This is a genomic window from Streptomyces sp. NBC_01433 (assembly GCF_026340105.1).
GTDB lineage: Bacteria > Actinomycetota > Actinomycetes > Streptomycetales > Streptomycetaceae > Streptomyces.
In genome coordinates, this window is the sequence record NZ_JAPEPM010000001.1 from 733,523 (window position 1) to 759,164 (window position 25,642).

At 69.1% G+C, this 25,642-nt stretch carries 27 protein-coding genes and 1 pseudogene; 16 read left to right on the forward strand and 12 right to left on the reverse strand.

Annotated features, from left to right (window positions below; genetic code table 11):
• Positions 1–147: 147 nt before the first annotated feature.
• Positions 148–1,380, reverse strand: coding sequence for an NADP-dependent malic enzyme (locus tag OG413_RS03100; protein ID WP_266802871.1), 1,233 nt, complete (start codon positions 1,378–1,380; stop codon positions 148–150).
• Positions 1,381–1,905: 525 nt separating this feature from the next.
• Here OG413_RS03100 and OG413_RS03105 point away from each other — a divergent pair.
• The 3 genes from OG413_RS03105 to OG413_RS03115 are packed head-to-tail and all read left to right on the forward strand — an operon-like array spanning position 1,906 to position 4,590.
• Positions 1,906–2,862: an ABC transporter substrate-binding protein gene (locus OG413_RS03105; protein ID WP_266802872.1), complete on the forward strand. Its 957-nt coding sequence runs from the start codon at positions 1,906–1,908 to the stop codon at positions 2,860–2,862.
• A 28-nt stretch (positions 2,863–2,890) separates the two neighbouring features.
• Positions 2,891–3,832: an amino acid ABC transporter permease gene (locus OG413_RS03110; RefSeq protein ID WP_266802873.1), complete on the forward strand. Its 942-nt coding sequence runs from the start codon at positions 2,891–2,893 to the stop codon at positions 3,830–3,832.
• Positions 3,829–4,590, forward strand: a complete 762-nt coding sequence (locus OG413_RS03115; RefSeq protein ID WP_323137799.1) for an amino acid ABC transporter ATP-binding protein — start codon at positions 3,829–3,831, stop codon at positions 4,588–4,590. Before OG413_RS03110 ends, OG413_RS03115 begins: the two co-directional genes overlap by 4 nt.
• A 92-nt stretch (positions 4,591–4,682) precedes the next feature.
• Here the strand turns inward: OG413_RS03115 and OG413_RS03120 are convergent, their stop codons facing one another.
• Positions 4,683–5,444 carry a trans-aconitate 2-methyltransferase gene (locus OG413_RS03120; RefSeq protein ID WP_266802874.1) on the reverse strand — a complete coding sequence of 254 codons (762 nt, stop codon included), beginning with the start codon at positions 5,442–5,444 and terminating at the stop codon, positions 4,683–4,685.
• Positions 5,445–5,532: 88 nt separating this feature from the next.
• On the opposite strand from OG413_RS03120, the gene OG413_RS03125 reads away from it, so the two are divergent.
• Entirely contained in the window at positions 5,533–6,162 is a 630-nt protein-coding gene (locus OG413_RS03125) for a CGNR zinc finger domain-containing protein (RefSeq protein ID WP_266802875.1), read from the forward strand.
• On the opposite strand, the gene sodX is transcribed toward OG413_RS03125, so the two are convergent.
• The gene (sodX, locus tag OG413_RS03130; RefSeq protein ID WP_266802876.1) at positions 6,066–6,503 is read right to left on the reverse strand and encodes a nickel-type superoxide dismutase maturation protease; all 438 of its coding nucleotides are present in this window, start codon (positions 6,501–6,503) and stop codon (positions 6,066–6,068) included. The two genes, OG413_RS03125 and sodX, sit on opposite strands and share 97 nt — an antisense overlap.
• A 180-nt stretch (positions 6,504–6,683) precedes the next feature.
• Between sodX and sodN the strand changes: the two genes are divergently transcribed.
• Positions 6,684–7,079, forward strand: coding sequence for a superoxide dismutase, Ni (gene sodN, locus OG413_RS03135; protein ID WP_014154121.1), 396 nt, complete (start codon positions 6,684–6,686; stop codon positions 7,077–7,079).
• A gap of 7 nt (positions 7,080–7,086) precedes the next feature.
• Here the strand turns inward: sodN and OG413_RS03140 are convergent, their stop codons facing one another.
• Together OG413_RS03140 and OG413_RS03145 are read right to left on the reverse strand one after the other, a co-directional pair.
• On the reverse strand, positions 7,087–8,241 hold the full coding sequence (locus tag OG413_RS03140; RefSeq protein WP_266802877.1) for a site-specific integrase: 1,155 nt from the start codon (positions 8,239–8,241) through the stop codon (positions 7,087–7,089).
• Between the two features lie 22 nt (positions 8,242–8,263).
• Entirely contained in the window at positions 8,264–8,767 is a 504-nt protein-coding gene (locus tag OG413_RS03145) for a helix-turn-helix domain-containing protein (RefSeq protein ID WP_266802878.1), read from the reverse strand.
• Between the two features lie 122 nt (positions 8,768–8,889).
• Between OG413_RS03145 and OG413_RS03150 the strand changes: the two genes are divergently transcribed.
• From OG413_RS03150 to OG413_RS03165, 4 genes and pseudogenes are all read left to right on the forward strand, one after another.
• The gene (locus OG413_RS03150; protein WP_266802879.1) at positions 8,890–9,087 is read left to right on the forward strand and encodes an AlpA family transcriptional regulator; all 198 of its coding nucleotides are present in this window, start codon (positions 8,890–8,892) and stop codon (positions 9,085–9,087) included.
• A gap of 720 nt (positions 9,088–9,807) precedes the next feature.
• Positions 9,808–11,107 (forward strand): annotated as a pseudogene (locus OG413_RS03155) (DUF3631 domain-containing protein).
• A gap of 188 nt (positions 11,108–11,295) precedes the next feature.
• Complete coding sequence (locus OG413_RS03160) at positions 11,296–11,979, forward strand: hypothetical protein (protein WP_266802880.1); 684 nt, start codon at positions 11,296–11,298, stop codon at positions 11,977–11,979.
• A 5-nt stretch (positions 11,980–11,984) separates the two neighbouring features.
• Positions 11,985–13,670 carry a mobilization protein gene (locus tag OG413_RS03165; protein ID WP_266809854.1) on the forward strand — a complete coding sequence of 562 codons (1,686 nt, stop codon included), beginning with the start codon at positions 11,985–11,987 and terminating at the stop codon, positions 13,668–13,670.
• A 7-nt stretch (positions 13,671–13,677) separates the two neighbouring features.
• Here the strand turns inward: OG413_RS03165 and OG413_RS03170 are convergent, their stop codons facing one another.
• On the reverse strand, positions 13,678–14,247 hold the full coding sequence (locus tag OG413_RS03170; RefSeq protein ID WP_266802881.1) for a peptide deformylase: 570 nt from the start codon (positions 14,245–14,247) through the stop codon (positions 13,678–13,680).
• A complete protein-coding gene (locus OG413_RS03175; RefSeq protein ID WP_266802882.1) occupies positions 14,247–15,257 on the reverse strand; it encodes a helix-turn-helix transcriptional regulator in 1,011 nt (336 codons plus the stop codon). The genes OG413_RS03170 and OG413_RS03175 overlap by 1 nt, the downstream gene beginning before the upstream one ends.
• Before the next feature lie 154 nt (positions 15,258–15,411).
• Here OG413_RS03175 and OG413_RS03180 point away from each other — a divergent pair, with 154 nt between their 5' ends.
• Genes OG413_RS03180 through OG413_RS03200 form a run of 5 tightly spaced genes read left to right on the forward strand, consistent with a single transcriptional unit; the run spans position 15,412 to position 19,921 of the window.
• On the forward strand, positions 15,412–16,572 hold the full coding sequence (locus tag OG413_RS03180) for a glycosyltransferase (protein ID WP_266802883.1): 1,161 nt from the start codon (positions 15,412–15,414) through the stop codon (positions 16,570–16,572).
• Positions 16,569–17,273, forward strand: a complete 705-nt coding sequence (locus tag OG413_RS03185; RefSeq protein ID WP_266802884.1) for a hypothetical protein — start codon at positions 16,569–16,571, stop codon at positions 17,271–17,273. The genes OG413_RS03180 and OG413_RS03185 overlap by 4 nt, the downstream gene beginning before the upstream one ends.
• Positions 17,270–18,508 carry a hypothetical protein gene (locus OG413_RS03190; RefSeq protein WP_266802885.1) on the forward strand — a complete coding sequence of 413 codons (1,239 nt, stop codon included), beginning with the start codon at positions 17,270–17,272 and terminating at the stop codon, positions 18,506–18,508. The genes OG413_RS03185 and OG413_RS03190 overlap by 4 nt, the downstream gene beginning before the upstream one ends.
• Complete coding sequence (locus OG413_RS03195) at positions 18,502–19,368, forward strand: glycosyltransferase family 2 protein (RefSeq protein WP_266802886.1); 867 nt, start codon at positions 18,502–18,504, stop codon at positions 19,366–19,368. The genes OG413_RS03190 and OG413_RS03195 overlap by 7 nt, the downstream gene beginning before the upstream one ends.
• A gap of 46 nt (positions 19,369–19,414) precedes the next feature.
• On the forward strand, positions 19,415–19,921 hold the full coding sequence (locus OG413_RS03200; protein ID WP_266802887.1) for an ATP-binding protein: 507 nt from the start codon (positions 19,415–19,417) through the stop codon (positions 19,919–19,921).
• Here the strand turns inward: OG413_RS03200 and OG413_RS03205 are convergent.
• Positions 19,918–20,892: a GbsR/MarR family transcriptional regulator gene (locus OG413_RS03205; protein ID WP_266802888.1), complete on the reverse strand. Its 975-nt coding sequence runs from the start codon at positions 20,890–20,892 to the stop codon at positions 19,918–19,920. The genes OG413_RS03200 and OG413_RS03205 overlap by 4 nt on opposite strands.
• A gap of 224 nt (positions 20,893–21,116) precedes the next feature.
• Between OG413_RS03205 and OG413_RS03210 the strand changes: the two genes are divergently transcribed.
• Positions 21,117–22,223, forward strand: coding sequence for a serine hydrolase (locus tag OG413_RS03210; protein WP_266802889.1), 1,107 nt, complete (start codon positions 21,117–21,119; stop codon positions 22,221–22,223).
• Positions 22,224–22,666: 443 nt separating this feature from the next.
• Here OG413_RS03210 and OG413_RS03215 read toward each other — a convergent pair whose 3' ends face one another.
• Both OG413_RS03215 and OG413_RS03220 read right to left on the reverse strand, forming a co-directional pair.
• On the reverse strand, positions 22,667–22,900 hold the full coding sequence (locus tag OG413_RS03215; protein ID WP_266802890.1) for a hypothetical protein: 234 nt from the start codon (positions 22,898–22,900) through the stop codon (positions 22,667–22,669).
• Positions 22,901–22,916: 16 nt separating this feature from the next.
• Positions 22,917–23,129 (reverse strand): hypothetical protein, encoded by a 213-nt coding sequence (locus OG413_RS03220; protein ID WP_266802891.1) that lies wholly within the window; start codon positions 23,127–23,129, stop codon positions 22,917–22,919.
• Between the two features lie 37 nt (positions 23,130–23,166).
• Between OG413_RS03220 and OG413_RS03225 the strand changes: the two genes are divergently transcribed.
• Positions 23,167–23,805: an HAD family hydrolase gene (locus OG413_RS03225; protein ID WP_266809856.1), complete on the forward strand. Its 639-nt coding sequence runs from the start codon at positions 23,167–23,169 to the stop codon at positions 23,803–23,805.
• A 23-nt stretch (positions 23,806–23,828) separates the two neighbouring features.
• Here OG413_RS03225 and OG413_RS03230 read toward each other — a convergent pair whose 3' ends face one another.
• Positions 23,829–23,972, reverse strand: coding sequence for a hypothetical protein (locus OG413_RS03230; protein ID WP_266802892.1), 144 nt, complete (start codon positions 23,970–23,972; stop codon positions 23,829–23,831).
• A gap of 72 nt (positions 23,973–24,044) precedes the next feature.
• Positions 24,045–25,580 (reverse strand): DUF6056 family protein, encoded by a 1,536-nt coding sequence (locus tag OG413_RS03235; protein WP_266802893.1) that lies wholly within the window; start codon positions 25,578–25,580, stop codon positions 24,045–24,047.
• Positions 25,581–25,642 lie beyond the last annotated feature (62 nt).

The window sequence follows — 25,642 nt, forward strand, 5'->3', positions numbered from 1 at the left end:
AACAGCCCCCGAACCGGCCGGTCGAGCCTCTCGGTCCGCCACATCCCGGCCTTCCCCGTCCCCGGTCGGGAAGAGGAAAAGGGGTGGGGCGGGAACGGCCCCGGCCGGCGGAACCGCCCCACCCCACCCCTCACGCGCGCCGGCGCGTCAGCGCCGCGCCACACCCTCCGCACGGGCGGCCGCGGCCACGGCCGCCGTCACCGCCGGGGCGACCCGCTCGTCGAACGGCGACGGAATCACGTAATCCGCCGCCAGTTCGTCGCCGACCACGTCGGCCAGCGCGTTCGCCGCCGCGATCTTCATGCCCTCGGTGATCCGGGAGGCCCGGACCTGGAGCGCGCCCGCGAAGATGCCCGGGAAGGCCAGCACGTTGTTGATCTGGTTCGGGAAGTCCGAACGACCGGTCGCCACCACCGCCGCGTACTTGTGCGCGATGTCGGGGTGGACCTCCGGGTTCGGGTTGGCCATGGCGAAGACGTACGCGCCCGGGGCCATCGAGGCGATGGCCGGCTCCGGGACCGTACCGCCGGAGACACCGATGAACACGTCGGCACCGGCCAGCGCCGACTCCAGCGGCCCGGAGATGCCCGCCCGGTTGGTGATCTCGGCGAGTTCGCGCTTGACGTCGGTCAGATCGTCGCGGTCCCGGCTGACGATGCCCTTGCGGTCGGCCACCGCGACATCGCCGATCCCGGCCTCCAGCAGGAACTTGGCGATGGCCACGCCCGCCGCGCCCGCTCCGGAGATGACGCCGCGCAGATCGCCCAGCGTCCGCCCGGACAGCTTCGCGGCGTTGCGCAGAGCCGCGAGCGTCACGACGGCGGTGCCGTGCTGGTCGTCGTGGAAGACGGGGATGTCCAGGCGCTCCTGGAGCTTGCGCTCGATCTCGAAGCACCTGGGCGCCGAGATGTCCTCCAGGTTCACGCCGCCGAAGGACGGTGCGAGCCGGACGACGGTTTCGACGATCTCGTCCGCGTCGGTGGTGGCGAGCGCGATGGGCACCGCGTCGACCCCGCCGAACTGCTTGAACAGGATCGCCTTGCCCTCCATCACCGGGAGGGACGCCTCGGGGCCGATGTCACCGAGGCCGAGGACGGCGGTCCCGTCCGTCACGACGGCCACGACCTGCGACTTCCAGGTGTAGTCATGCACGAGTTCGGGATTCTCGGCGATGGCGCTGCACACTTTGGCGACGCCCGGTGTGTACGCGAGGGACAGGTCGTCCTTGTCCCGGATGGGGACGGTGGACCGCACGGCCATCTTCCCGCCGCGGTGAAGGGCGAACGCCGGATCGAACGGCTCGTCGGCCGTACTGTCCATGTGCTGGATGCCACTGTCAGTAGTGCTGTCGCTGCGAGGATTGACGATCTCCGCTGCCATGGTGTTGACCCCTTAAGTCTTCATCGTTTGAGGGTGGCCACTCCTGGTTGAGGAGGGGTGGGCGGGCACCGCGTACGTGCCCTGCGCCGAACGGTTGGCCCGCTCCGGCAGGGGGAAGTACATACGCGCGGGCGCGCCGCACACGCGCCCTGAGCCCCGGATGAGGGGTGTAAACGTCTTTTTTACCTGACGAACAGTGCCTCGGACGAGTCCGTATCGACGCGGTGACGTGACTCATAGTCGAATATCTGGACAAGTCCGCTCAGTGGCGTAAAAGTCGTCCACCGGTCGAGACGCGCCGAAGATCCTCCGGTCGAAGCACGGAATTCGCACAGATGGTCCGGCCTTGATGTACCAGGTTGTTGAGACTCGGGGGTCACCCGTTACCCGATTTTGACATGACTATCGCCCTGAATGGGCTAGTCCGAATGGCAAGATGCCGTAATCACACAAGGTGGCGACACCCAAAGGTGCGTGCGCATTCACCTGCCAGTTCCCCACCCTCACCCGCCGGAGGACTCCGACATGACCGCAAGCACCACCTGTCGCACGACCGCGAAGTACCGGATTGCAGCGGTCGGCGCCATCGCGGTCGCCGGCACGATGCTGCTGACCGCCTGCGGCGACCAGACCGACAGCGCCAAGAAGAGCAGCGCCACGAACGTCACCGAGAACGCCCCGCTCGCCGGCCTCCTGCCGAAGGCGATCAAGGACAAGGGCGAAATCAAGGTCGGTTCGGACATTGCGTACCCGCCGGTCGAATTCAAGGACAAGTCCGGCAAGGTCGTCGGCATCGATCCCGATATCGCCGCCGCGCTCGGCAAGCAGCTCGGAGTGAAGTTCACCTTCGAGAACGGCACGTTCGACACGCTGATCACGGGCCTGCGATCGAAGCGCTACGACCTGGCGATGTCGTCGATGACCGACACCAAGGACCGTCAGGAAGGCGTCGACTCCGAGACCGGGAAGAAGGTCGGCGAGGGCGTCGACTTCGTCGACTACTTCACCGCGGGTGTCTCGATCTACACCAAGAAGGGCGACGACCGGGGCATCGCGGCCTGGTCGGACCTCTGCGGCAAGAAGATCGTGGTCCAGCGCGGCACCGTCTCGCACGATCTCGCCAAGGCCGAGAGCACCAAGTGCGGCAGCAAGGGCAAGATCTCCATCGAGTCGTTCGACAACGACCTGGAGGCCCAGACCCGCCTGCGCGGCGGTGGCGCCGACGCCGGTTCCTCCGACTTCCCGGTCGCCGCGTACGCGGTGAAGACCTCGGGCGGGGGCAAGGACTTCCAGCTGGTCGGCGAGCAGGTGGAGGCCGCCCCGTACGGCATCGCCGTCGCCAAGGGCAACGACCAGCTCACCAAGGCCGTCCAGGCAGCGCTCGACGCGATCATCAAGAACGGCGAGTACAAGAAGATCATCGCCAAGTGGGGCGTGGAGGCCGGAGCTGTCACCGAGGCCAAGGTCAACGGCGGTTCGTGACGGCGAGCGACGCTGAGAGGCAACGCCTGTGACTGACATCAAGAAGACGGGACCGGTCGGCACACCGCCCGCTCCCGCGGCCCCGCCCAAGGCGATCGTGGCCGTCCCGGTCCGGCACTACGGACGCTACGTGTCCGCGGTCGTGGCCATCGGACTGCTCGCGGCCCTCGTCTACGCCTTCTCGCAGGGCAAGATCAACTGGGACGCCATCCCGGACTACTTCTTCGACGACCGCATCCTCCGGGGTGTCGGCCAGACCCTGCTGCTGACCGTCCTCTCGATGATCATCGGCATCGTCGGCGGCGTCCTGCTCGCGGTGATGCGGCTGTCGAAGAACCCGGTGACCGCGTCCATCGCGTGGTCGTACATCTGGTTCTTCCGCGGCACCCCGGTCCTGGTCCAGCTGTTCGTCTGGTTCAACCTGGGCCTGGTCTTCGAGTACATCAACCTCGGGCCGATCTACAAGGACGAGTGGTCGTCCTTCATGACGCCGCTGCTGACCGCGCTGCTCGGCCTGGGCCTCAACGAGGCCGCCTACATGGCGGAGATCTGCCGCGCCGGGCTGCTCTCGGTCGACGAGGGGCAGACGGAGGCGTCGCACGCACTGGGCATGAGCCACGGCAAGACGCTGCGCCGCGTCGTGATCCCGCAGGCGATGCGGGTGATCGTGCCGCCCACGGGCAACGAAGTCATCAACATGCTCAAGACGACCTCGCTGGTGGCGGCCGTGCAGTTCACTGAGCTGTTCCGGTACGCGCAGGACATCGGGCAGACCTCGGGCGCTCCCGTGGAGATGTACTTCCTCGCGGCGGCCTGGTACCTGATCATGACCTCGGTGCTGAGCGTCGGCCAGTACTACCTGGAGCGCTACTACGCCCGCGGCTCCAGCCGCACCCAGACCCGTACCCCGCTCCAGAGGATCCGGGCCAACACGCTGTCCCTGGGCCGCCCGAAGGGAGGCATGGCATGACCGCCATGGTGAAGGCCGAGGGCGTCCACAAGTCCTTCGGCTCCGCGCACATCCTCAAGGGCATCGACCTGGAGGTCGCCCCGCGCGAGGTCTTCTGTCTGATCGGCCCGTCCGGTTCCGGCAAGTCGACCTTCCTGCGGTGCATCAACCACCTGGAGAAGATCAGCGCCGGCCGGCTCTCGGTCGACGGCGAACTCGTCGGCTACCGCCAGAAGGGCGGCAAGCTCTACGAGCTCAAGGACAGCGAGGTCGCACTGAAGCGCCGGGACATCGGCATGGTCTTCCAGCGCTTCAACCTGTTCCCGCACATGACGGCCATCGAGAACGTCATGGAGGCTCCGGTGCAGGTCAGGGGCGAGACACGGGCCGTCGCCCGCGCGCGTGCCGAACGCCTGCTGGACCGGGTCGGCCTGTCCGACAAGGCGACGAACTACCCGTCCCAGCTCTCCGGCGGACAGCAGCAGCGGGTGGCCATCGCCCGTGCGCTGGCCATGGAGCCGAAGCTGATGCTCTTCGACGAGCCGACCTCGGCGCTCGACCCGGAGCTGGTCGGGGACGTCCTGGACGTCATGCGCGGTCTGGCCGAGGACGGCATGACGATGATCGTCGTCACCCACGAGATGGGCTTCGCCCGTGAGGTCGGCGACGCGCTGGTCTTCATGGACGACGGTGTGGTGGTCGAGTCCGGCCACCCGCGCGACGTGCTGACGAACCCCCAGCACGACCGGACGAAGTCGTTCCTGTCGAAGGTGCTGTAACGGGCGGTGCGTTGACTGCGCGGCACGACCGCACGAGAGGGGCGGTACGGATTCCAGATCCGTACCGCCCCTGCGTTCTGCCGGAGTCGTGGTCACTTCACCGCGAGCACCAGGCTGTCCGAGGGCGAGGCCCAGACGGGGCGCGCCTCCGCGAACCCGGCCTCGCGCAGGGTGCGGGCGTGCCACTGGACGGAGGGCATGTCGCCGTCCGCGTGCTCGCCGTAGATCTTGTACCGCTCGGCGGTGGGACCGGCGAGGACGGGGTCCTGGGCGGCGAGGGCCCACCAGTCGGCCCAGTCGAGGGCGCCCGCGGCCTTGGCGCGGTCCATGGCGGCGTGCCGGTGGGCCCGTTCGGCGGCGTTGATACGGGGGGTGTCGGCGTCGATCATGTGATCGGCGTTCATGAACACCCCACCACTGCGCACGAGTTGACCGATCTGCCCGTACAGTGCGGCGAGCGGCTCACTGTGCAGCCAGTGCAGGGCGGTGGCGGTGAGCACGGCGTCGTACGAGTCGTGGGGCAGCCGCTCGGTCCAGTCGGGGTCCTTGAGGTCGGCGGTGACGAAGGTGACCCGGTCGTCGCCGTCGAAGGTGCCGCGGGCGATGGCGAGCAGCGCGGGGTCGAGGTCGACGCCGGTGCTGGTGGCCTTCGGGAACCGGCGGAAGAGCCGGTCCGTAATACTTCCCGTACCGCACGCGAGGTCGAGCACCCTCGGCTCCGGCCCCACCACGGCCTCGACCATGTCCAGCATCACCCGGAACCGTTCCTCGCGGTCCGGCATGTACCACTCCTGCTGCCGGTCCCAGCTCTCCTGCCAGGACTGCCAGTCGGTGCCCGTCACCATCTCCGTCATACCCACCTCCACGTAATACCCAATTCCCAATACCGCCCATTACACTGGTCGACACACCGACCTTAGACCGACACTGTAAGGACTACAAGTGGAACTGGCCTATTACTCGGACTACGCCGTGCGCCTGGTCAACACCGAGGAGCCGGCCCGCAACAAGGACGTCCTCACCAGGGTCGAAGCCGTCCGGGACCTGTTCGGCGCCAACGGACAGGCGGCCCGCCGGGCGACCGACGCGGACGTGACCCGCTTCCGGTCCGTACGGGCGCGGCTGCGCGCGGTCTTCGAGGCGGCCGACGTCGGCGACGAGACCCTCGCGGTCGACCTGCTCAACTCGCTGCTGCTGGAGTTCCCGGTGAGCCCGCAGATCTCCGGCCACGACACCAGGGACGACGACGGCAAGCCGGACTGGCACATGCATCTGGCCGACCACCCGTCGAACGCGACGGCCGGGTACGCCGCCATCGCGGCCATGGGCCTGGCCTTCCACCTCACCTCGCACGGCGTGGACCGGCTCGGCCTGTGCGAGGCCGCGCCGTGCCGCAACGCGTACCTCGACACCTCGACCAACCGGTCCAGGCGCTACTGCTCGGACCGCTGCGCGACCCGGGCGAACGTCGCCGCCTACCGGGCCCGCAAGCGCCTGGAGACCGAGCGGGCCGCCGAGACCGGCCGCACCGCGGAGACGGCCCAGCCGAGCACGCCCAGCACCGACCGCTGATCCTTCTTCAGCGGCCGGTAGCGGGCCCGCACCCTGGCCAGGACGAGTTCCTCGGGGACGGTCCCGTAATCCGTGCTGTCCCCACCCGCGAACGTGTTGTCGCCCCGCACCCACCAGCCGCCCGCCCGACGCTCGACGGCCCGCTTCACCACCAGCAGATCCTGCTGGAACGGATGACGCAGGATCACCACGTCACCCGGACGCACCTGCGCCCCGTACCGCACCAGCAGCAGGTCACCGTGGTAGAGCGTGGGCACCATCGACGGCCCCGTCACCTCCACCACCTGAAACGGCACCCGCGCCGCGCGCCCGCTCCCGGGCCCCTGCGTCAGCTCCTGCATCTCCGGCACCTCCCCGGTCCATCCCTCAGTACACCCTCCCGCGAACCGCTCCGTACATTCGGCCACCGGTCTGATCCTCACCCTGGACTTTTGGCCTAAGCCCATGGGGCAGCCGCTGAATCCGGTCGCTCACGGAGTAATGTCCCACCTGAGAAGACGATCACGAGGAAGGACCGCTCCATGCTTTCCCGCCTGTTTGCCCCCAAGGTGAAGGTCAGCGCTCACTGCGACCTGCCCTGCGGTGTGTACGACCCGGCCCAGGCCCGCATCGAGGCGGAGTCCGTCAAGGCCGTCCAGGAGAAGTACCAGGCCAACGAGGACGCGGACTTCCGCACGCGCGCCGTCCTGATCAAGGAACAGCGCGCGGAGCTCGCGAAGCACCACGTCTCGGTGCTCTGGAGCGACTACTTCAAGCCCCCGCACTTCGAGAAGTACCCGGAGCTGCACCAGCTGGTCAACGACACCCTGAAGGCGCTCTCCGCGGCCAAGGGCTCGAACGACCCGGCGACCGGCCAGAAGGCTCTGGACCTGATCGCCCAGATCGACACGATCTTCTGGGAGACGAAGAAGGCTTGATCTCCCTCTAGGCCGCCTGACCTGCACTTTCGTGGGTCGCGTCGCCTAGCTGTCCGCACCCGGTCCGCAGGCCGCCGAGAACGGCGTCCATGACGGAGCGGGTGCGGTCTTCTTCGCCCGGCCAGAGGTGTGCGTAGATCCGCAGCGTGATGACGGCGGACGCATGGCCGAGGACGATCTGCACCTGCTTGACGCTCGCCCCGCCCGCGATGAGCGCGGAGGCGAAGAAGTGCCGCAGGTCGTGGGTCACCATGTGCGGCAGCTCGACGGGCTTGCGGCCCTCGCGCTCGGCCGCCTCCTTCTCCGCCGCCTGGAGTGCCCTGCGGGCGCAGTTCCACTCCGTCTTCCACCGTCGGTAGTTGAGCGGCTCTCCCTCCTCCATCGTGAACAGCCACTCCTTCGAGGGGCGTGCGGCGAGGTGCGCGAGCAGCGCGTCGGTGACGACCTCGCCGACCGGGACCGTACGCCGCGACTTGCTGGTCTTCGGCGGCCCGATCAGGCCGGACTGGAGCCGCTGCCGCTCGATGCGGATCGTGCCGAGCTTGAAGTCCACGTCCGAGACCTTCAGCCCCAGCAACTCCCCTATGCGCAAGCCCGATCCGGCGAGGACGACGATGGCTGCGCAGATGTACGGCGGCATCGCCTCGACCATCGCCGCCACCTGCGCGACGGTGGGCGGAGTGATCTCCTCGTCCGCCAGCGGAGGAAGGGTGATCTTGCGACAGGGCGTTTCGGAGATCACCTTGTCGTCGACGGCTGCCGTCATCAGCCGCACGAGTACGTCGTAGACGTTGCGCACACTGCCCGGCGAGAGTTGCCCGGACAGCGCCTTGAACAGGACCTGTACGTCGTTGCGGCGTATCGCCGCCATGGTCCGCGCACCGAGGGCCGGTATGAGGTGGAGCCGGAGCGCGTTGTCGGTGATGCGTTCGCGGGCCTCACCTGCGATGAGTGAATCCTCCCAGCGCTTGGCGTACGTCTCGAACGAGACCCGCCCGGCGCGAGGATCGACGTACTGGCCGGTGACGAGCGAGGCAGTGACCTCGTCGATCCAACGCTGGGCATCGACCTTGCGGTCGAAGTGGCGGGCATGCTCCTTACCGTCGAGGTCGCGGTAGCGGGCACGCCACTTGCCGTTGTCGCGCTTCTGGATGTTGGCCAAGTCGGTTCTCCTTCAAGTTGGTTCAGAAGTAGTAGCCGCCGCCGTTGATGTACTCGGTGAGAGCGCGGGCGTCGCGCTCTTCGCCCATGAGGCGGAGGCACTGCTCGTGGATGGCCCGCGAGCTCTCCGGGTGGGCCCGGATGTGCTCGGCCGTGGCGGCGACGGCGTGGTGGAGGCGGTCCTGGGCGTCGCGGGACTCGTAGAACGCCTCGACGGCCTCCTGGACGAGACGCCGCCCGTCCATGTCGATCCCTTCGAGCGGCGGGGACATGAGCTCTTCGAGGGGGAGCTCGAAGACCCTGGCGAAGGCGAGGGCCTCATCGAGGTTGATACGGCGGCGGGGCTCGCCGTGCTCGATGCGCCAGACCGCCGTCTGGTTCATCTTCACGCCGGCCTTGGTCACTCTCTCCGCCAGCTCGGTCGTGCTCCATCCCCGCACTTCGCGCTCCAGCGCCACACGTGCGGCGACATTCCCCTCGCTGTAGAGCAGCGGCACCTCCGCACCACCCACGCTGCTGTCCGCCATCACGTCTCCCATCATCACCGTTGCTATCCCAATTGAAACACAGGCTTCCCGATTTGGTTAACCGGCGATCATCGGCTACAACTTTCCTTACTGGATAGATGCCTAGCCGAATGGGAAAACGCGTGACCGACTACCTGACCACCGCCGAGGTCGCGGAGCGCTACCGCACAGCCGAGAGCACGGTCCGCTACTGGCGGCAGATCAGGAAGGGACCGCGCGGCATCAAGGTCGGCAAGCGCGTGCTCTACCGCGAGACCGAGTTGCTGCGGTACGAGCAGGCGCTCGCCCAGGGCCAGGGCGAGTGGGGCATGGCCGCATGAGCCGTCGGCCGCAACCCCCAACACAGCGACGGCCCCCGGCGAGTCAACGCCGAGGACCGAAGGTGCATCAACACATCGCCCGTATCTGAACGATCAATCCGGTGGAGCAGGCTCTGAACCAGCCTGCTCCACCAGTGAGGACATGCATGAACGACTCTACGACTCCCCGCACTTCTGGTGCGGCGGCCGACGGGGACCGACCCAAGGCCCTCTGGCCTCCCGTGGCGGTCCCCGGGCAAGGGGCTGTCCCTAGTAGGGACAAGGATCAGACCCACACCGAACACGGGGACCGTCCCCAGGACGAGACCGGTCCCCTGAACGAATCCGTCGGGGACCGGGGATCGCGAGCGGGGACCGGGGACCGTCCCCACCCCGAACCTGTCCCCCGGATAGCTGGAGTCCCGGACCCATCACCCACCGGACCGGGAAACACGCAGGTCAACGGCGCAGGGACCGGTCCCCGCGATGCGGTCCCCACGGAACCCCAGGGGACCGCGAATGTCGGTCCCCCAGACACTGTGCTGCGGGACCCGTCTGACGGGACCGCTCCTTCGGGACGGGACCGTGCGACTGGTCCCCAACCCGCACGGGGACCGTCCGGCTACGGGGACCGCACCGATCGCGGGGACCGGACGGACCTCGCGGACCGCCGGACCGACATCGGGGACCGTACGGACCGTGGAGGCCGGACGGACCATGCGGACCGGACCGTCGCCGGGAATGGGCCGGACCACGAGCGCCGGACCAACCACGAAGGCCGACGGACCAGGCGGACCGGACGGACCATGCGGACCGGACCAACGACGGAGGCCGGACCGACCACGCGGACCACCCGACCGACGACCAGGGCGCGGACCTCCTGACCGAACTGCGCACGACGATCGGCCGGTACGTAGTGCTGCCGAGCCCGGAGGTACTGACCGCAATCACGTTGTGGGTGGCGGCGACCCACCTCCAGCCCGCGCTGCAGCACGCACCCCGACTGGCGGTCGTGGGCCCGACCAAGGGGTGCGGCAAGTCCCGCCTCCTGGACGTGCTCCACGAGACCGTGCACCAGCCGATGATGACGGTGAACACCTCACCGGCGGTGATCTTCCGCATCATCGGCGAGAATCCGCCGACCCTGCTGGTGGACGAGGCCGACACCATCTTCGGTCCGAAGGCCGGCGAGAAGGAGGATCTGCGCGGTCTGCTGAACGCCGGACACCAGCGGAACCGGCCCGCCTGGCGGGTTTCAGGCCCCGAGCACAAGCCGACCGCGTTCCCCACCTTCGCCATGGCCGCTCTGGCGGGAATCGGCGACCTGCCGGACACGATCATGGACCGATCCATCGTGGTCCGCATGAAGAAGCGCAAGGACGGCGAGAAGATAGCGCAGTTCCGCTCGCGTCACTCCGTACCCGAACTGAACGCGCTACGAAACAAGTTGAGCGGCTGGCTGATCCCGCTCCTCGACGCCGCCTCACGGCTCATACCGCCCATGCCCGTCGAGGACCGCCCCGCAGACACCTGGGAACCCCTGATCATCGTCGCCGACCTAGCCGGTGGGGACTGGCCCGCGCAGGCCCGCGCCGCCTGCCTGGCCATGACCAAGCACCAGGCCGGCCAGGACGAGGAGACCACGCTCAAGACGCGACTGCTGCGCGACATCCGACGCATCTTCGCCGAGCACGGTGATCCCGAGGCCCTGCGTACGCACGATCTGCTTGCGGCCCTCATCACGGACGCCGAATCCCCGTGGCCCGAGTACGGCAAGAGCGGGCTCAACGCCCACCTCCTGTCCGGCCTGCTGCGGGACTTCGGCATCACCCCGGCCAACTTCCGCCCTGAGAACGGCAAGCAGGCCAAGGGCTATCTCCGTAACAGGTTCGTGGATGCGTGGGATCGCTACTGCCCGGAGCCTTCCGAGGCGCCGCCGCCCGCACCCGCACATCCGGTCCGAGCCGCGCCCATCGCCCCGGCGGGAAGGCTCCCCGTAGGTCCGCCGGGCGGAATCTCCGGCCCCAAGCGCGCTCGCTGACTCCCACACCTCCATCGAGGTGAACCGTCCCATCCGTCCCCGCGCAGGTCAGCGCGGGGACGGATGTCCTCGCCGGGACGGACTCCCCCGTACCTGGCCCTCCATCCGTACCTGTCCTGACCTGCCGTGCGACGGATGGGACGGATGTCCCGCAAACCCTGCCCCCAAGCCACAGGAGCACCACCACCGTGCACGACGAGCACACCGACAACGCCCCCTCACGTCGCCGCAGGGGACTCTTCGCCCTGGCCCACCGATCAGCAGCAAGCTGGAGCGAACGAGCCCCTTCCGGGGCTTCGTCCGCGCTTGCCCCCGCCCCAGGGGTGGCGGGGGAACTCCAGCGCCAGGGGGCGCCGGAGCAGGAGGAGGCGCGTCCGCCCGAGGGCAGCAGCGCCGAGGAAGCTCCGCCGATGCCCGCCCCTTCCGCCGGCCAGCCGTCGCCGACCGAGCAGCCCGTCTGGCGTGAGCTCGACGCTCCGCCGCTCCCACTCGCGATGAACCGACGCCGCACCAATGAGAAGCGGACCGTGGAGAAGAAGGTCCGTTTCACTCCCTCAGCCTTCGAGGCGATCACGGCGGCTGCGGCGGCCTGCGGGAAGCGCTTCGCGGGTTTCGTCGGAGACGCCGCCCTGAGCGCCGCACTCGGCCACACAGCCGAGCAGTCGGGCCCGGAGGACGATCCCCACCGGGGACTCCTGCACGCCGTCGAGGCCCACACCCAGGCGCTGAACCGTATCGGCCGGAACCTCAACCAGATCACCGCAGCCATCAAGGGGGGCGCGATCCCAGCACGCACCGAACAGGTCTTGGCCACCGTCGAGCAGGCCGTCCGGTACGACTACAGCGTGGCCGACCACGTCCTGGGCGCGTGAAGCGCGTGGTCCCCGACATCTCCACCGGCAACGACACCCGCGGGCTGCTCGCCTACGCCTTCGGCCCCGGCCGCCGCGACGAACACCTCGACCCCCACCTGGTCGCGGCCTGGGACATGGCCGGTGCCCCCGACCCCGGCCGCGACCCGACCGCCACCATCACCCAGCTCGCCAAGCGCCTCGACCAGTACGTCACCCTGGCCACCCGCGAGCGCGGCACCAGGCCCCCAAACCACGTCTGGCACTGTCCGGTGCGGACGGCACCCACCGACCGCCTCCTCAGCGACACCGAATGGGCCGAGGTCGCCCGCCGCGTCGTGGCCGCCGCCGGGATCGCCCCGGAGGGCGACGAGCAGGCATGCCGGTGGGTCGCCGTACGGCACGCCAAGGACCACATCCACATCATCGCCACCAGCGTCCGCGCCGACGGCCGGCGCCCCCGCAGCAACCGCGACGGACAACGCGCCCAGGCCGAATGCCGCAAGATCGAGAAGGAGTTCGGCCTACGCCAGCTCAAGCAAGGAGACGGCACCGCACCCAAAACCCCGACCGGCGCCGAGCGCGCCAAGGCGGAACGCCAAGGCCATGCGGTGACCGCCCGCGCCTGGCTGCGCGAACAGGCCCACACCGCTGCAGCGGCCTCCCGCAACGAGGAGGACTACTTCGCGATCCTGACCGACCTGGGCATCACGGTCCACACCCGCATCGGCCCCGAGTCGGGCGAGGTGATCGGCTACAGCCTCTCGGCCCCCGGCGACACCGCAGCCGGTCAGCCGGTGAAGTTCGGCGGCTCGAAACTCTCCCCCGACCTGTCCATCCACCGCCTGCGCGAACGCTTCAACGCCCAGTCGGCCACCCCGCTCACGGACCCACCGACCCACCCGTGGCAGCAGGCCGAACGCACCCTCCGCTTCGCACACGCCATCCTCACCGACCCGGACGCCGACCCGCACCAAGCGCAGGGCGAGATCGCCGCCTTCGCCGACTTCCTCCACACCGCAACCCTGTATGCGCCCCGCCCTACCCGCACCGAACTGCGCGCCGCAGCAGTCGCATTCAACCGCGCCAACCGCTCCGCGATCCGCGCCGACCACCAGGCCGGCCACGCCCTGCGCAAGGCCGGACAGGAACTCCTCTACGGCACCCACAGCGCGGGCGAATTCGTCATCGCGGTCCTGGCCGCTGCCATCCACCTCGCCGTCGCCGCCGCCCGCTGGCACGAGCAGCGCGGCCACCAACAACAGGCAGCCGCCGCCCACCAGGCCCTCACCCACCTACGCACCGCCTACCAGCAACAGGCCGCCCCCATCCTGACCGAACTGGCCCACCGCACCCCACCCACCGAAACGGTCGCCCGCTACGAAGCCGCCCTGCGCACCGTCCTCCCCACCCACGCCGACCGCATCCTGACCGACCCGGCCTGGCCGGCCCTGGCCACGGTCTTGCGCCGAGCGGAGACCGACGGTCGACGTCCGGCCGAGCTACTGACCGAAGCCGCCGAGGGACGCGAACTCGACACCGCCGAGCTTCCCGCCCAAGTCCTGATCTGGCGGATCGGCAACACACCTGACCGCCGAAAGGCCGCAGCAACAGCAGCCAGCACGGTGGCAGCCAGGCGGAGCGCGACTTCTGCAACAGCCCCGCTCTCTGCCGACGCCAAGGCTCATCCCACTCGCCGACGCGGACGGTGAGGATCGATCAGGAGTGGTTGTAAGACCACGATCGTCCGGTCTGCCGGTACTCCTCGACCGGAATCGGTTCGACCCCCGGCTCCATCCGGTCCGCGTACAGCAGCCCCTCCAGATGGTCCACCTCGTGGTGGACGAGGCGGGCCAGGCCCTGCTCGTAGACGGTGGTCACCGAGCTGCCGTCCAGGGCGGTGGTGGCGACGGTGATCCGCAGCGGGCGGGGAACCAGGCCCCGTACGTCGAAGAAGGACAGGCAGCCTTCGTACTGCTCGTCCGTTTCCCGCGAGCACTCGGTGACGCGGGGGTTGAGCAGGATGAGCGCGGGAGCGCCGGGCTCGGCGGGCTGGACGACCGCCGCAGCCCGGCCAATCCCGATCTGCGGGGCAGCGATGCCCATACCCTTGGCGAAAGGGTGGACTTGACCGATGCGCTCTATGGCCGCGAAGAGCTCGTCGACGACCCGCTCGGCTTCCTCACGTTCGGTGGGGAGGTCGAAGGGGCGGGCGGTGGAGGTGAGGATTCCGGCGCCTCGTTGGACGACGCCGAGGTCACGCATTCGTTGGCTGGGCCGCACGTCCATCACCGGAACTCCTCGTGTTCTGTTTCGCGTTCGGGTTCGGGTCGTGCCCGGAACCGCCATTCCAGACGGTACCGAGCGTGCAGCGCGGGGGTGGACGTGATCCAGGTGAAGTGGCGCACCCCATCCCCTTCCGTACGTACCGGAGGGGTGCGGAGCGGTGACGCCTCGGCGGTCATGGAGGTTTCGGTGCCCCAGACGACGGGATCGAGGCCGGCGGGGAAGGCGAGCTGGACTTCGAGCTGTTCCGTGGGGAGGCGGACCGCGCGCTGGAACCAGTTGCCCCACTTGTCGTCGCCGACGCTGTAGGCGTACTCGATCCAGACGGACTCGCCGGGGTAGAGCGGGAAGCGGCCCTGACGGTTGTCGAAGACGAGCCAGATCTCCTTGAAGGCGTCGCGGTCGTGCTTGGCCTCCCATCGCATGGCTTCGCCTCGGCAGGTGGCGGTCAGGGCGAGTTCTTCCCAGGTGAGGGGATGGGCCCGGTAGTGGGCGTTGGAGCGTTCGGGGTCACCGGGGTAGCGGTCGACGGAGATACGGACGAGGTAGCGGGTGACGGGCTCGGTGCCGGTGTTGCGCAGCAGGCGGCGCATGGTGAGGCGGTAGGAGTGGCCGTCGTATTCGAGGCGTGCGGCGTCGTGCTCGACGACGAGGGCGGAGCCTGTGGCGTACGGCTGCTCGGGCCGCAGTGGGGCGGGTGTGGCGACTGATGGGCGGCGTGAGCGGGCCCTGGCCTGTTCGTAGTCGCACCAGCGCTTCCAGATCGCCTTGCCCGCGTTCAGAGCTTCGTCGGCGAGGCGGGAGAACTCCTCGCTGGGCTTGTGACGACCGGACTCCATGTGGCTGACGTAGGAGGGGTCGAAGCCCATCTTGTGGGCGAGTGCCCGCTTGGACAGTCCGCGCACTTCGCGCCAACGGGCCAGCTCGGCGACGTAGTTCTCGGCTGCCTGCTCGACCGGATCGTTTGCGACATCGTGCTGCGGTTCCTGCGGTGGGTCGTGCTGCGCGTCCATCGAAGCCCCGCCCCCGGGTGCTGATTGGTGAGCATGAATGAACCGTGAGTGATCCAAGTTCACCATCCCGTCACGTCACGTGTTGCCGTTTTCCTTCCCTTACCGGCCCGGATCGATCCCGATCGCAGGGCAGTTGAGGAAGGCGGACCCCACCATGCGTGTGCTGTACCTGCTCAACATCTCCAATCCCGACCGGCTCTCGTCGGACTCGGGGTGGATCTTCGCGGACCTGCTCGCCCCTGCGGTGGCCGACGCCGGAGCCGAGGTGACGGTGGCTGCTCCGTCTCCGGCCGGAGACGCCCGGTGCGGATTCCACCGCACCCGCGTTCCGGGAACGAAGTACCGGGCCCGCTTCTCGGCCGACCTCGACGAGCTGGTGGCTCTCGTGCGCAGCGAGAAGCCCGATGTCGTGATCGCCAACCAGATCGAAGAGGCCCCGGCCGTCCGCACCGCACTGCTGGAGGCGGGCTCGGACGCGCTGCTGGCCGGGTACTGCCACTACCTGCCGTTCTCCTTCGACGGGGACGGTGAGATGCAGCTCGACCCGTCGCTGGACGACGCCGGTCTGGGGCGAACCGTCCTGCTGTCCTTCGCCGCCGGCCTGGCCGCCTGCGACCGCGTGCTGGCCCACTCCTCGACGGCTGCCTCCTGGATCTCGGCGGCGGCATCGCGGACGACTGTCGAGCTGGGCGACCGGTTGCGGGTGGTGCCCGCACCGCGCGACGAGCGTCTGGTGCGCGACCCCGCCCTCGTACGACGCCAGTCCGACGGTGGATCGATCGGCGTCTACAACCACCGTCTGTACGCGCACTACGGCACCGCGCAGTTCGTAGACCTCGCCCGCGCGCTGACCGCTTCGGCGTCTGTACGGCTGCGTGTCCTCGACCTCTTCGGTGACCGCCGCTCCTCCCGCACCGGACTCGACAACAGCCCCGAGCGGATGCGCGACGAGCTCGCCGCGTTGCCGCACGTGCAGGTCGTCTCGGACCGGGGCGACCGCATCCGGTACAAGAATTTCCTCGGCGGTTCGCGGTTCGGGATCGCCCCGTTCCGGCCCGGCTGCCCGTGGTCCATGAGCGTCATCGACTGCCAGGGCATGGGCCTGCCGGTGATCTCCCCGCGGCTGGGCTGGCTCGCCGAGCACATCGACCCCGAGCTGTGCTTCTCCACTACCGCCGAGGCCGTCGAACTGGCCGAGCGCCTCGCCGTCGACGACGAGTTCCACGCCGTGCACGCCAAGCGCGCCCACGCCTCCACCGCCGACTTCACGCCCGCTCTCATCGCCGCCCGCTACCTGGAGGCGATCTCGCGATGAACGGCTTCGACGCGGTCCTGCTCTCGTACGACGAGCCCATGGCCACCGCTCTCCACACCCGTCTGCAACGCGTCCTGGGCGGCACCGTCAAGCGCTTGCACGGCGTCCACGGCATGCGCAGGGCCTACCGGCTGTGCGCCGAGGTCGTCGACCACGAGCAGTTCTTCCTCGCCGACGGTGACTTCGACATCGACCCCGAGTTCGCCCCCGGTACCGTCACCCCTCTGGCGGAGGGCATCTCCATGCGGGTCTGGCGGGCCACCAACCCGATCACGGGTCTGAGTTACGGGTACGGCGGCCTCAAGCTCATCCGCCGTAGCGCATTGCGCGAGATGGGCCAGGCCGTCGACGTACTCGCCGCGCTCCCCGGCCGTATCGAGTTCGCACAGCAGACGGCGGGCGTCACCCGCTTCAACCAGACCCCCTTCCACGCCTGGAAGGCCGGGTTCCGGGAGTGCGCCATGCTCTCGCGCGGCAGCGAGTACGGCATGGACGACACTGACGCTCGCACCCGTCTCCAGTCCTGGACGGACAGCCGCTCCGGCGAGTACGCCTCGTACGCAACGGCCGGCGCCCGCGACGGCATCGCCTTCGCCCACGAGGCAGCACGCGACACCGCCCGCTTCGACCACCTCAACGACCCGGACTGGCTCCGCGCCCGCTTCACCACCGCCCACGGCGACCAGGCGGTCTCCGGATGACCGCCCCTCTCATTCTCATCGAGCCGTACGCACACCGGCCGGGCGGCCACCACCAGCACGCCTTGGTGGCCCTTGCCCGTGCCCGCCCCGACAGCTGGGTCATCGCACCGCACGGCATCACGAGGGAGACGACCACTGCTCTGCGGAAGGCGAAGGCGCGCGTGATCACGGCACCGACGGGGGCCGTCGCTGCTGTGCTGATGGTGGGCTCCCGCGTCATGTCAGCCTTCTCTGCGGTCGGTCTGCGTGCTTTCCGCTCCGGCCGTTGGCCCCGTGCCGTACGACGTCTGCCACATCAAGTGACGTTGCTGGCAAGGTGCTTGACGGAGGCAGCCGCGCTGCGGACGGCCTGTGTCCGCGCTCCAAACGCCGACGCCGTGGTCATCCTGACCGCGAGCGAAGCCCTGCACGGCCTGGCCGCACTTCTGGGCGGCCAGCCGCATCTCCGCTTCGTGCACGAGATCAGCACCACCGAAGATCTCCCGCTACGGCTCGTCGGACGGCTCGTGCGCCGGGCAGAACCCAGAGCGATCGCGCTCTACCCCACGGCCGCCGTCGCCGCGCAAGCCGCGAACCGCTTCCCCCGGCTCGCTGGGCAGGTCCGAACGTACGCAATCGACGACGGCACCGAGCGCATCTCTCCCGCTGAACGGGCATGCGGGAGAACGGCGTTCGCGATCCCCGACGACGAGCCTGCGGTGTGCCTGGTGGGCGGATGGTGGCCGCACAAGGACCTCGCCACCCTCGACGTTGCCCTCGGCAAGCTGCGCCGCCCGTTGCACCTGCTGGTCGCCGGTCACCCGCTGAACGAGCCCACCCTGGACCGCTGGCGACAGCTCCCGTACGTCCGCCTGCACCTCACTCGCGGCCCGGTCGGCGAGCAGTTCCTCCGGCTCGTCTACGCCGCCGCGGATGCAGCCCTGGTCGTACGCCGCCCAGGCGTCGCCAAGGAGTCCGGCCTGGTGATGGACAGCGCCCGCTACGGCATCCCGCTCCTCGTCTCCGACCACGACCCGGCCCTCACCGCTGCCCTCCAGGACCAGCCCTGGGCCCGCACCTTCACCGCCGGAGATCCCACGTCCCTCGCCGAAGCCCTGAGCACCACCACGTCCACACCACTCCCCCGGCCCGGCCCGGACGCCTCCCGTCTGCTGGGCATGTGGCCGGCCACCGACCAGGCCGACTTGCTCACCCGGACCTACGCACGCCTCCTCCCCAAGGAGCCCCGATGCTGACCGCACCCCCACCCCTGATCGCCGTCATCGGCCCCGTCGAGCCACCCCTGCTGACCGCCTGGGTATCCCACTACCGGGAACTGGGCATCGAACGGTTCCTCCTCGCCTTCCACTTCCCCGACCACGTACCGACCGACCTCCGCCACGAGCTCAACGCCCACGTCCGCGAGCTGGGCATCGTCCCCACCGGATGCAGCACCGGCCCCTGGCACGAGCACACCAACACCCAGCTCCGCGACGCCCTCCGTGCCGCAGCAGGCCCCGGCTGGCACCTCATCGCCGACGCCGACGAGTTCCAGCAGTACGCGGCCCCTCTCCACGAGATCACCGCCCACGCGGACCGCACCCGCCACAAGACCGTCGGCGGCCTCCTCCTCGACCGCATCTCCACCAGCGGACGCATGACCGACTGGAACCCGGCCCAGGGCCTGGACCACGCCTATCCGCTCGGCGGCCACCTCACCCACCGCCTCCTGCACGGTGACCCCCGCAAGATCGTCCTCGCCCGCCACGACGTCGCCCTCACCTCCGGCAACCACCGAGCCCCCGGCCACCACCCCGACCCCGCCCACCTGGCCGCCGTCCACCACTTCAAGTGGCGCTCCGGAATCGTCGAAGACCTCCGCCGCCGCGTAGCCCACTTCAGCTCCGGTACTTGGCAGGAACACACGCCAGCCGTACGCGACGAGGCCAGCCGCCTCCTCACCCACCTCAGCGACCACGGCGGCACCATCAACCTCGCTGACCCCCGCTTCGCCTTCCGCCGCGTCAGCCTCGACCAACTGCCCTACAACTGGCACTCCGAGGCACACACCGTCCACACCACCTGGCGTCCTCCCACCCCGGCCGCCCGCAATTAGGGACAATGCCCACGCCACCCCACAGCACCACGAAGGGACCGCCCCCATGCCGCTCGCCGTCCTCCTGATCGGCATCACCGGCTCCGGGAAAACCACCCTCGCCAAGGCCCTCACCAAACGAGGCTTCACCCGACTATCCGTCGACGAGGAAGTCCACCGCCTCCACGGCCGCTACGGCATCGACTACCCCGAGCACACCTACTTCGAGCGCGAACGCCCCGCCCTCGAAACCATCCGCCAACAGCTCACCGCCGAACTCACCGCAGACCACGACATTGTCCTCGACCACGGCCTCTGGACCCGAGCCGACCGAGCAGCCTGGCAGACCACCGCCCGCCAGGCCGGCGGCCAACCCGTCCTCGTCTACCTTCCGGCCGACCGAGACGAACTCCTGAGCCGCCTCAACGAACGCAACTACCGCGAAGACGCCAACGCCCTCACCGTGACCCCAGAAGCACTGGACGACTTCTTCGCCCGCTTCGAACCACCCGCCGACGACGAACTCGCTGTGGTCTACACCGGCGATCTGGACGCCGTCCTCAAAGGTGACTAGCCGGGTTCGCCCCGAACCCCGCTTTTGCATCCTCCCGGACGCCGGACAAGAGCGGTGCACTGGGCTGGAGTGAGCCTGCCGTTCTGGGCCGTGGCCAGGTGTGCGCCGGAGGGGGTGTGCTGCAGCGTCAATGGGCCACAGACTTCCGGTTGTTGCTCGGCGATTTCCACGGCGGTGGCTACGCGCTCCTCCGGCCAACCGAGGGCGGCGGCGAGTTCGCTGGAGGTGAGGGGCCGGGCCGCATGGAGGAGCGCGACAAGTACGGTCCCGGCGTCGTTGAGGGCCGCGGACGACCTTCCGGTCATGTCCCGGTGTACTCCGACGAAGAAGGTGCGCATTGCCTCAAGCCGTGCGCCTGCGGGGGTGCTGAGGCCGAACAGTTCAGCCCCCTGCTGGGCGGTCTCGGCCCACGCCTCGTTCTTCTGAGCGCTGGTCCGCCAGGTGCGGAGCCAGACGTCGTCGTCGATGACGTAGCGCTCGCGGCGCAGACCGGGCTCGCGCTCGCGTGTCAGGACGTCGAGTCCTTCGAGGTACCCCACGGCCTTGGACACCGAGGCCGGACTGACCCGCAGCCGCTGCGCGAGTTCCGCGGCAGTCCGCGCACCGGAGGGAGCCGTTACCAGGCAGGCCAGCACCCTGGCGGCCGTGCGGGGCAGTCCGGTCGCGATCATCATCGTCGCGAATCTGTCCTCGTAGGCGCGGATGGTGGCGGGGTCCCGCCCGGATGTGGCCTCGAAGTCGGCGACCGGTGGCGCCGGAGGCCGAGGCGGCCGGTTGCGCCGCTGCCAGGCGGCGGCACGGTCGGCGTGTTCCGCGCGGTAGCCGCCCGGCCCGCTGTTGCGGGCAACCTCCCTGCTAACGGTCGAGGTCGGCCGTCCCAGCCGTCGGGCGATCACGGCGTACGGCAAGTCTTCGGCCAGTCCCGCCTCGATGCCCCTGCGGTCCTCCGCGGTGAGCCTTCCGCCGCCCATCCCCGCCCCCCCCACCCGTGAGCACTGCGGACCAGCTGAAGGCGACCGTCTCCGAGCGCTCGTACCCGTGCGTTGCGTTAGCCGTCAACGGCAACGGCAACGGCAACGCTACAAGATCCGGGAAACTCTCCGGTTCCCAGAGTTTCCAACGTCTGTACCGCTTCCACATACATAGGTGGGACGTAGCTTTCAGGTGTCGCGAAAGTTCAAGCCAGGGGGTTCAGATGAAAGACGCCACACCCACAGCACAGCTCACCAGCAAGGACCATGACGGCGCCCAGCGTGTGCTCGACCGAGCGGTGCGAGGAGGGGGAGTACCAGGAATTCTCGCCCAGGTCCGCGACGGCGGCGAGCATTGGTTCGGGACCGCGGGGGTCGCCGACAGGCGGACCCGCCGGGCGCGCGGGCACGAGGACCGGTTCCGGATCGGCAGCATCACCAAGACCTTCACCGCCACCGTGGTCCTGCAACTCGTGGCCGAGGGACGACTGTCCCTGGAGGACACGGTGGAGCGATGGCTGCCGGGCGTGGTCAACGGGAACGGGCACGACGGCTCCACGATCACCGTGCGGCAGCTGCTCAACCACACCAGCGGAGTCTTCAGCCACACCCACGACCAGCCGGCGCTCTGCACACAGGAGAACTACACCTCCGAAGACCTCGTGGCCATCGCCATGTCGCATCCGGCCGACTTCCCGGCGGGTACAGGCTGGGCGTACTCCAACACGAACTACGTCCTCGCCGGGATGATCGTCGAGCAGGCAACCGGCCTCACGCTCGCCGAAGAGATCACTGCCCGTATCGTCCGCCCGCTCGGCCTGACGGGAACCTCCCTGCCGCGCACCCCCGATGCCACGCTCCCCGAACCTCATTCGACGCACTACACCCGACTGTTCTCGCCTGACCCGGACGCCACGGTCCACGAGGCCACGGAGCTGGAGGTGTCTACGTTCGGCGCGGCGGGTGCCATGATCTGCACCGTTGACGATCTCACCCGGTTCTTCGCCGCTCTCCTCGAAGGGCACCTCTTGCACCCGGAGCAGCAGCACGAGCTGCTCGCCACGGTCCCGACGGAGAATTGGCTGCCTGCTTCCACGTACGGTCTCGGAATCTCCCGCTTGACCCTGCCCTCCGGGGTGCAGGTTTGGGGTATGGGCGGCGCGATCTTCGGCTCTTGGTCGTACGTCTACGGCACCCTCGACGGTACCCACCTGCTGGCGGCGAACATCAACTCCGACTGGACAGAAGGGTGCTGGGAGGACCCCACCGGTCTCTTCACCGACCTCCTGGAGGCCGAGTTCTGCCGCACAACCGACCCCGGCAGCGCATGAGGCAACGCGGAGATTTCGTTTCGATCACCAGCCTCCGAGTCACACCATGGCCAAGGGGAACCGCAGGCCGACACAGTGAAGACCCTCACTTGCCGACGGCGCGTCGTACAACCAATCGCGAGTTCGACTCTCGCTCCCTCATTCCGCCGAAATAGGCAGTTGCAGCACATCACCAGTCCGCACACAGTCCGCAGGACACCCATTCACGACCGTCAGAACCCATCGCCAGCCATCCCTAAAAGGCCAGTTCAGCGACCTACAGCGGACATCGCCGCAGGTCACCGACCTGCCCCCTTACTAGGAGACCAAGAAGGCCTGATCGGCTTGCAGCTCAGCCGGCGGCTGGATGGCAGGTCAGAGCAGGAATGAGAGAGGCCCGACCGCTCAAAGCGGTCGGGCCTTTCCGTCACTCGCAGATCGTTTGGGACGTTTGGGAGACGAGGTCAGGATGAGCGCCTCTCCCGCCACTCCGCCGTCTGGTCCACCTCGTCGGTCAGCGCCTTCTCCCACGCCTCTCGCAGGCCCCGCGCGGTGCCGAGTTCCATCTCCGGCGACGTGGGCGAGTACGTCCCCTCCACGCCTTGCGGCTTGTGGCTCATCCGCTCCTCGACGGCAACCTGCGGGTGGCCTTGCCCGTCCAGCCACACCTTGTGCCCGTGGCGCAGGCCGTGCGGCACCAGGTCGGCGATGCCCTCAACTGCGGGCAGCGCCGCCTGTGCGGCCCTCTCCGGCGGGACAACGTGCCCGGACCGCTGGTCCCCGTACGCACGGGGATGCCCCCTCGAAGAACTCCTGCCGCAGCTGCACACGGGCTGCGGTTGCCACGGTGAGGCGGCCTTCCCGCTGCTCGGCCCACGCCGCGCGCTCCAGCTCGATCAGGTCGTCGTTCAGTTCGATATCTGCCACGGGCCGGTTCGTACGACAGCCGTAGGCTCTCTCCGTGATTGAGACGATCGTGTTCGACATCGGTGAAACCCTCGTACGTGACGACCGTTACTGGGCGTCGTGGGCCACATGGCTCGGCGTCCCCGGACACACCGTGTCCGCCCTCGTCGGCGCCGTCACAGCACGGGGTCTCGACAACGCCGAAGCACTCCGCCTGCTCCGGCCAGGCATCGGCATTCCCACTGAGTACGCCGCCCGTGAGGCGGCCGGCCAGGGCGAGTACCTCGATGAGTCCGACGTGTACGCAGATGTGCGGCCCGCACTCGCCGAGCTGCGGAAGCTCGGGGTGCGCGTCGTGATCGCGGGCAACCAGACCGTACGCGCCGGGGAGTTGCCGCGGGCGCTGGACCTGCCCGCCGACTTCATCGCGACCTCCGGAGAATGGGGGGTGTCGAAGCCGGACCCGGAATTTTTCGCCCGAGTACTCAGAGCGTCAGGATCCCTACCACGGGACACCGTGTACGTCGGTGACCATCCCCAGAACGACACCTTCCCGGCAGCTCGGGCCGGGCTCCGAACGGTGCACCTTCGCCGCGGCCCGTGGGGGCACCTGTGGGCGGACGACCCAGAGGTACGAGAAACAGCTGACTGGGTGGTCGACTCCCTCATGGACCTGCCCTCGCTCGTCAACGAGTAGCTGACGTCCCCGTACGCGCACCGTCACCGTGCGAGTACGGTCAGGGCATGCCCGCCGACAGCCCGCGTGAGGTCGGCGAGCGGATCGCCGCCCGCCGACGCGCCCGCCGCTTCACTCAGACCGGCCTCGCGGCAGCCGCCCACGAGGAACGCCACGAGCGCCGCCACGTCTTCGGGCCGTCCCCGACGGGGACAGCCTTGTGGGATCACCGCAACGCGTACAAGGCACCACACCCGACCTCAGGTCCCGGAGGGGAGTTTGGTCGAGTAGGTGACGCGTTCGAGGTGGTAGTAGTCGGCCACGCAACCGGCCGGCCAGACGTTACGTCCCTGCCGTCCGAACGGCTCCAGCATGTCGCTGACCGTGACCGGCTTGTACGGGAGCACCTTGGCGCCCGCCGCCGCCCGTTCCCGCAGCCATCGGTCCTGGAGGTCCCAGCGCTGGGCCCGCGCCCGCATGCTGGTGTCGAGGTGGCCGAGCGAGATGGCCGGCCCGACGCACACCAGGACGCAGAGTGCCGCGCAGACGGCCTTGACCGGGCCGGTGCGCAGGCCGGTGCGCAGGCCGACCAGCCGTACGGCCAGGCCCAGGAGCAGACCCGCGCCCACGAGCAGCGCGATGTACAGCAGCAGGTAGTCGTTCCAGAGCCGGTTGGCGGTGGCGACGCGCGCGCCGAAGGCCGGGTAGGTGATGACCGTACAGAGGTATCCGGAAACGAACAGCGCGAGTGCGCCGGTGACGGCGAGCAGGGGCCAGTGCGCGGGCGGGCGGGGCGGGCGGCCGTCGGTGCGGTGGGCGACCAGGCCCAGCAGGAGTCCCACCGCGACCGCACCGACGTACTGCCAGGTCGTGGCCACCGTGACGATGATCTCGCCGAACCCGCGCAGCGACCCTTTGAGCGAGTCGGGGGACAGCAGGGTGGAGTTCTGGGCACCGAACCGCTCGCGCCGGGCCCGGGAGCCCGGTGAGGTGAGCAGGATCAGGGCACCGATGCCCGTCCCGGCGATCCCCGTCGCGCACCACGCGAGCCCGTAGGTCCGGGCATGCGCCGGGAGGACCCGGCGACCGGTCAGCAGCCCGGCGAACAGTACGACCACGACGACGACCGCGGTCTCCTCCGACAGGGTGCCGATGACCAGGCCCATGACCAGGGCACCGGCCAGCGCGAGGAGCCTGCCCCGGCGGGAGCGGGCCCGCAGCAGCGGAATCGTCGCGGCGCAGGCGAGCACGGGCGGCAGGGTGTGCGATACCGAGGCGGCGGGCCAGTAGAACGTCTTGTAGGTGTTGGCCGTCACGAACAGGAAGAGCGCGGTGACCATGGAGGCGATCAGAAGCGCTGTGCCGCGGGGCACCCTGAGCGACGCCCCGCGCAGCGCGGCGACGGCCACCGCCCACAGGATGCCGAGCATCAGTACGCCGCTGACCAGGGCGAACCACTGGTGTCCGGCGACACCGAACTCCGCGTAGGCCCCGACCAGCAGCCCGTTCGCGATGCGCCCGTTGTCGTCGAAGTAGAACTTGCCGACGATGCCGGAGATGCCCTCGTCCCGCACGACCGGCAGAAAGCACCAGTCGTCAGCACCGGGGCGGACCCAGCGCCCGAACCATGACGCGGCGGCGAGCAGGCCGAGCGGTACGAGGGCGAGTGCCGGTACCCAGTAGTCCGCCCACGGTCGCTTCCGCGTAGGCCTCCGCCTCCGTCCCCGTCTCCGCGATGACCGGAGCCGTTCGTCCGGCTGTTCCGGAACGGCGGTTCCCGGGCCGCTGCCAACCATGTGCGGGTGCCTTTCGTCGCCGGCCGTTCGCGGGTGATGTTCATCGCCGTGGTTCTGGGGTG

Excerpts from the sequence above, each read along its gene's own strand:
- OG413_RS03175 (WP_266802882.1), bottom strand. The coding sequence starts at position 15,257 with ATGGACGCGCAGCACGACCCACCGCAGGAACCGCAGCACGATGTCGCA.
- OG413_RS03105 (WP_266802872.1), top strand. The coding sequence starts at position 1,906 with ATGACCGCAAGCACCACCTGTCGCACGACCGCGAAGTACCGGATTGCA.
- OG413_RS03190 (WP_266802885.1), top strand. The coding sequence starts at position 17,270 with ATGACCGCCCCTCTCATTCTCATCGAGCCGTACGCACACCGGCCGGGC.
- OG413_RS03205 (WP_266802888.1), bottom strand. The coding sequence starts at position 20,892 with ATGGGCGGCGGAAGGCTCACCGCGGAGGACCGCAGGGGCATCGAGGCG.
- OG413_RS03145 (WP_266802878.1), bottom strand. The coding sequence starts at position 8,767 with ATGGCGGACAGCAGCGTGGGTGGTGCGGAGGTGCCGCTGCTCTACAGC.
- sodX (WP_266802876.1), bottom strand. The coding sequence starts at position 6,503 with ATGCAGGAGCTGACGCAGGGGCCCGGGAGCGGGCGCGCGGCGCGGGTG.
- OG413_RS03185 (WP_266802884.1), top strand. The coding sequence starts at position 16,569 with ATGAACGGCTTCGACGCGGTCCTGCTCTCGTACGACGAGCCCATGGCC.
- sodN (WP_014154121.1), top strand. The coding sequence starts at position 6,684 with ATGCTTTCCCGCCTGTTTGCCCCCAAGGTGAAGGTCAGCGCTCACTGC.
- OG413_RS03195 (WP_266802886.1), top strand. The coding sequence starts at position 18,502 with ATGCTGACCGCACCCCCACCCCTGATCGCCGTCATCGGCCCCGTCGAG.
- OG413_RS03100 (WP_266802871.1), bottom strand. The coding sequence starts at position 1,380 with ATGGCAGCGGAGATCGTCAATCCTCGCAGCGACAGCACTACTGACAGT.
- OG413_RS03180 (WP_266802883.1), top strand. The coding sequence starts at position 15,412 with ATGCGTGTGCTGTACCTGCTCAACATCTCCAATCCCGACCGGCTCTCG.
- OG413_RS03115 (WP_323137799.1), top strand. The coding sequence starts at position 3,829 with ATGACCGCCATGGTGAAGGCCGAGGGCGTCCACAAGTCCTTCGGCTCC.
- OG413_RS03235 (WP_266802893.1), bottom strand. The coding sequence starts at position 25,580 with ATGGTTGGCAGCGGCCCGGGAACCGCCGTTCCGGAACAGCCGGACGAA.
- OG413_RS03170 (WP_266802881.1), bottom strand. The coding sequence starts at position 14,247 with ATGGACGTGCGGCCCAGCCAACGAATGCGTGACCTCGGCGTCGTCCAA.
- OG413_RS03200 (WP_266802887.1), top strand. The coding sequence starts at position 19,415 with ATGCCGCTCGCCGTCCTCCTGATCGGCATCACCGGCTCCGGGAAAACC.
- OG413_RS03120 (WP_266802874.1), bottom strand. The coding sequence starts at position 5,444 with ATGACGGAGATGGTGACGGGCACCGACTGGCAGTCCTGGCAGGAGAGC.
- OG413_RS03210 (WP_266802889.1), top strand. The coding sequence starts at position 21,117 with ATGAAAGACGCCACACCCACAGCACAGCTCACCAGCAAGGACCATGAC.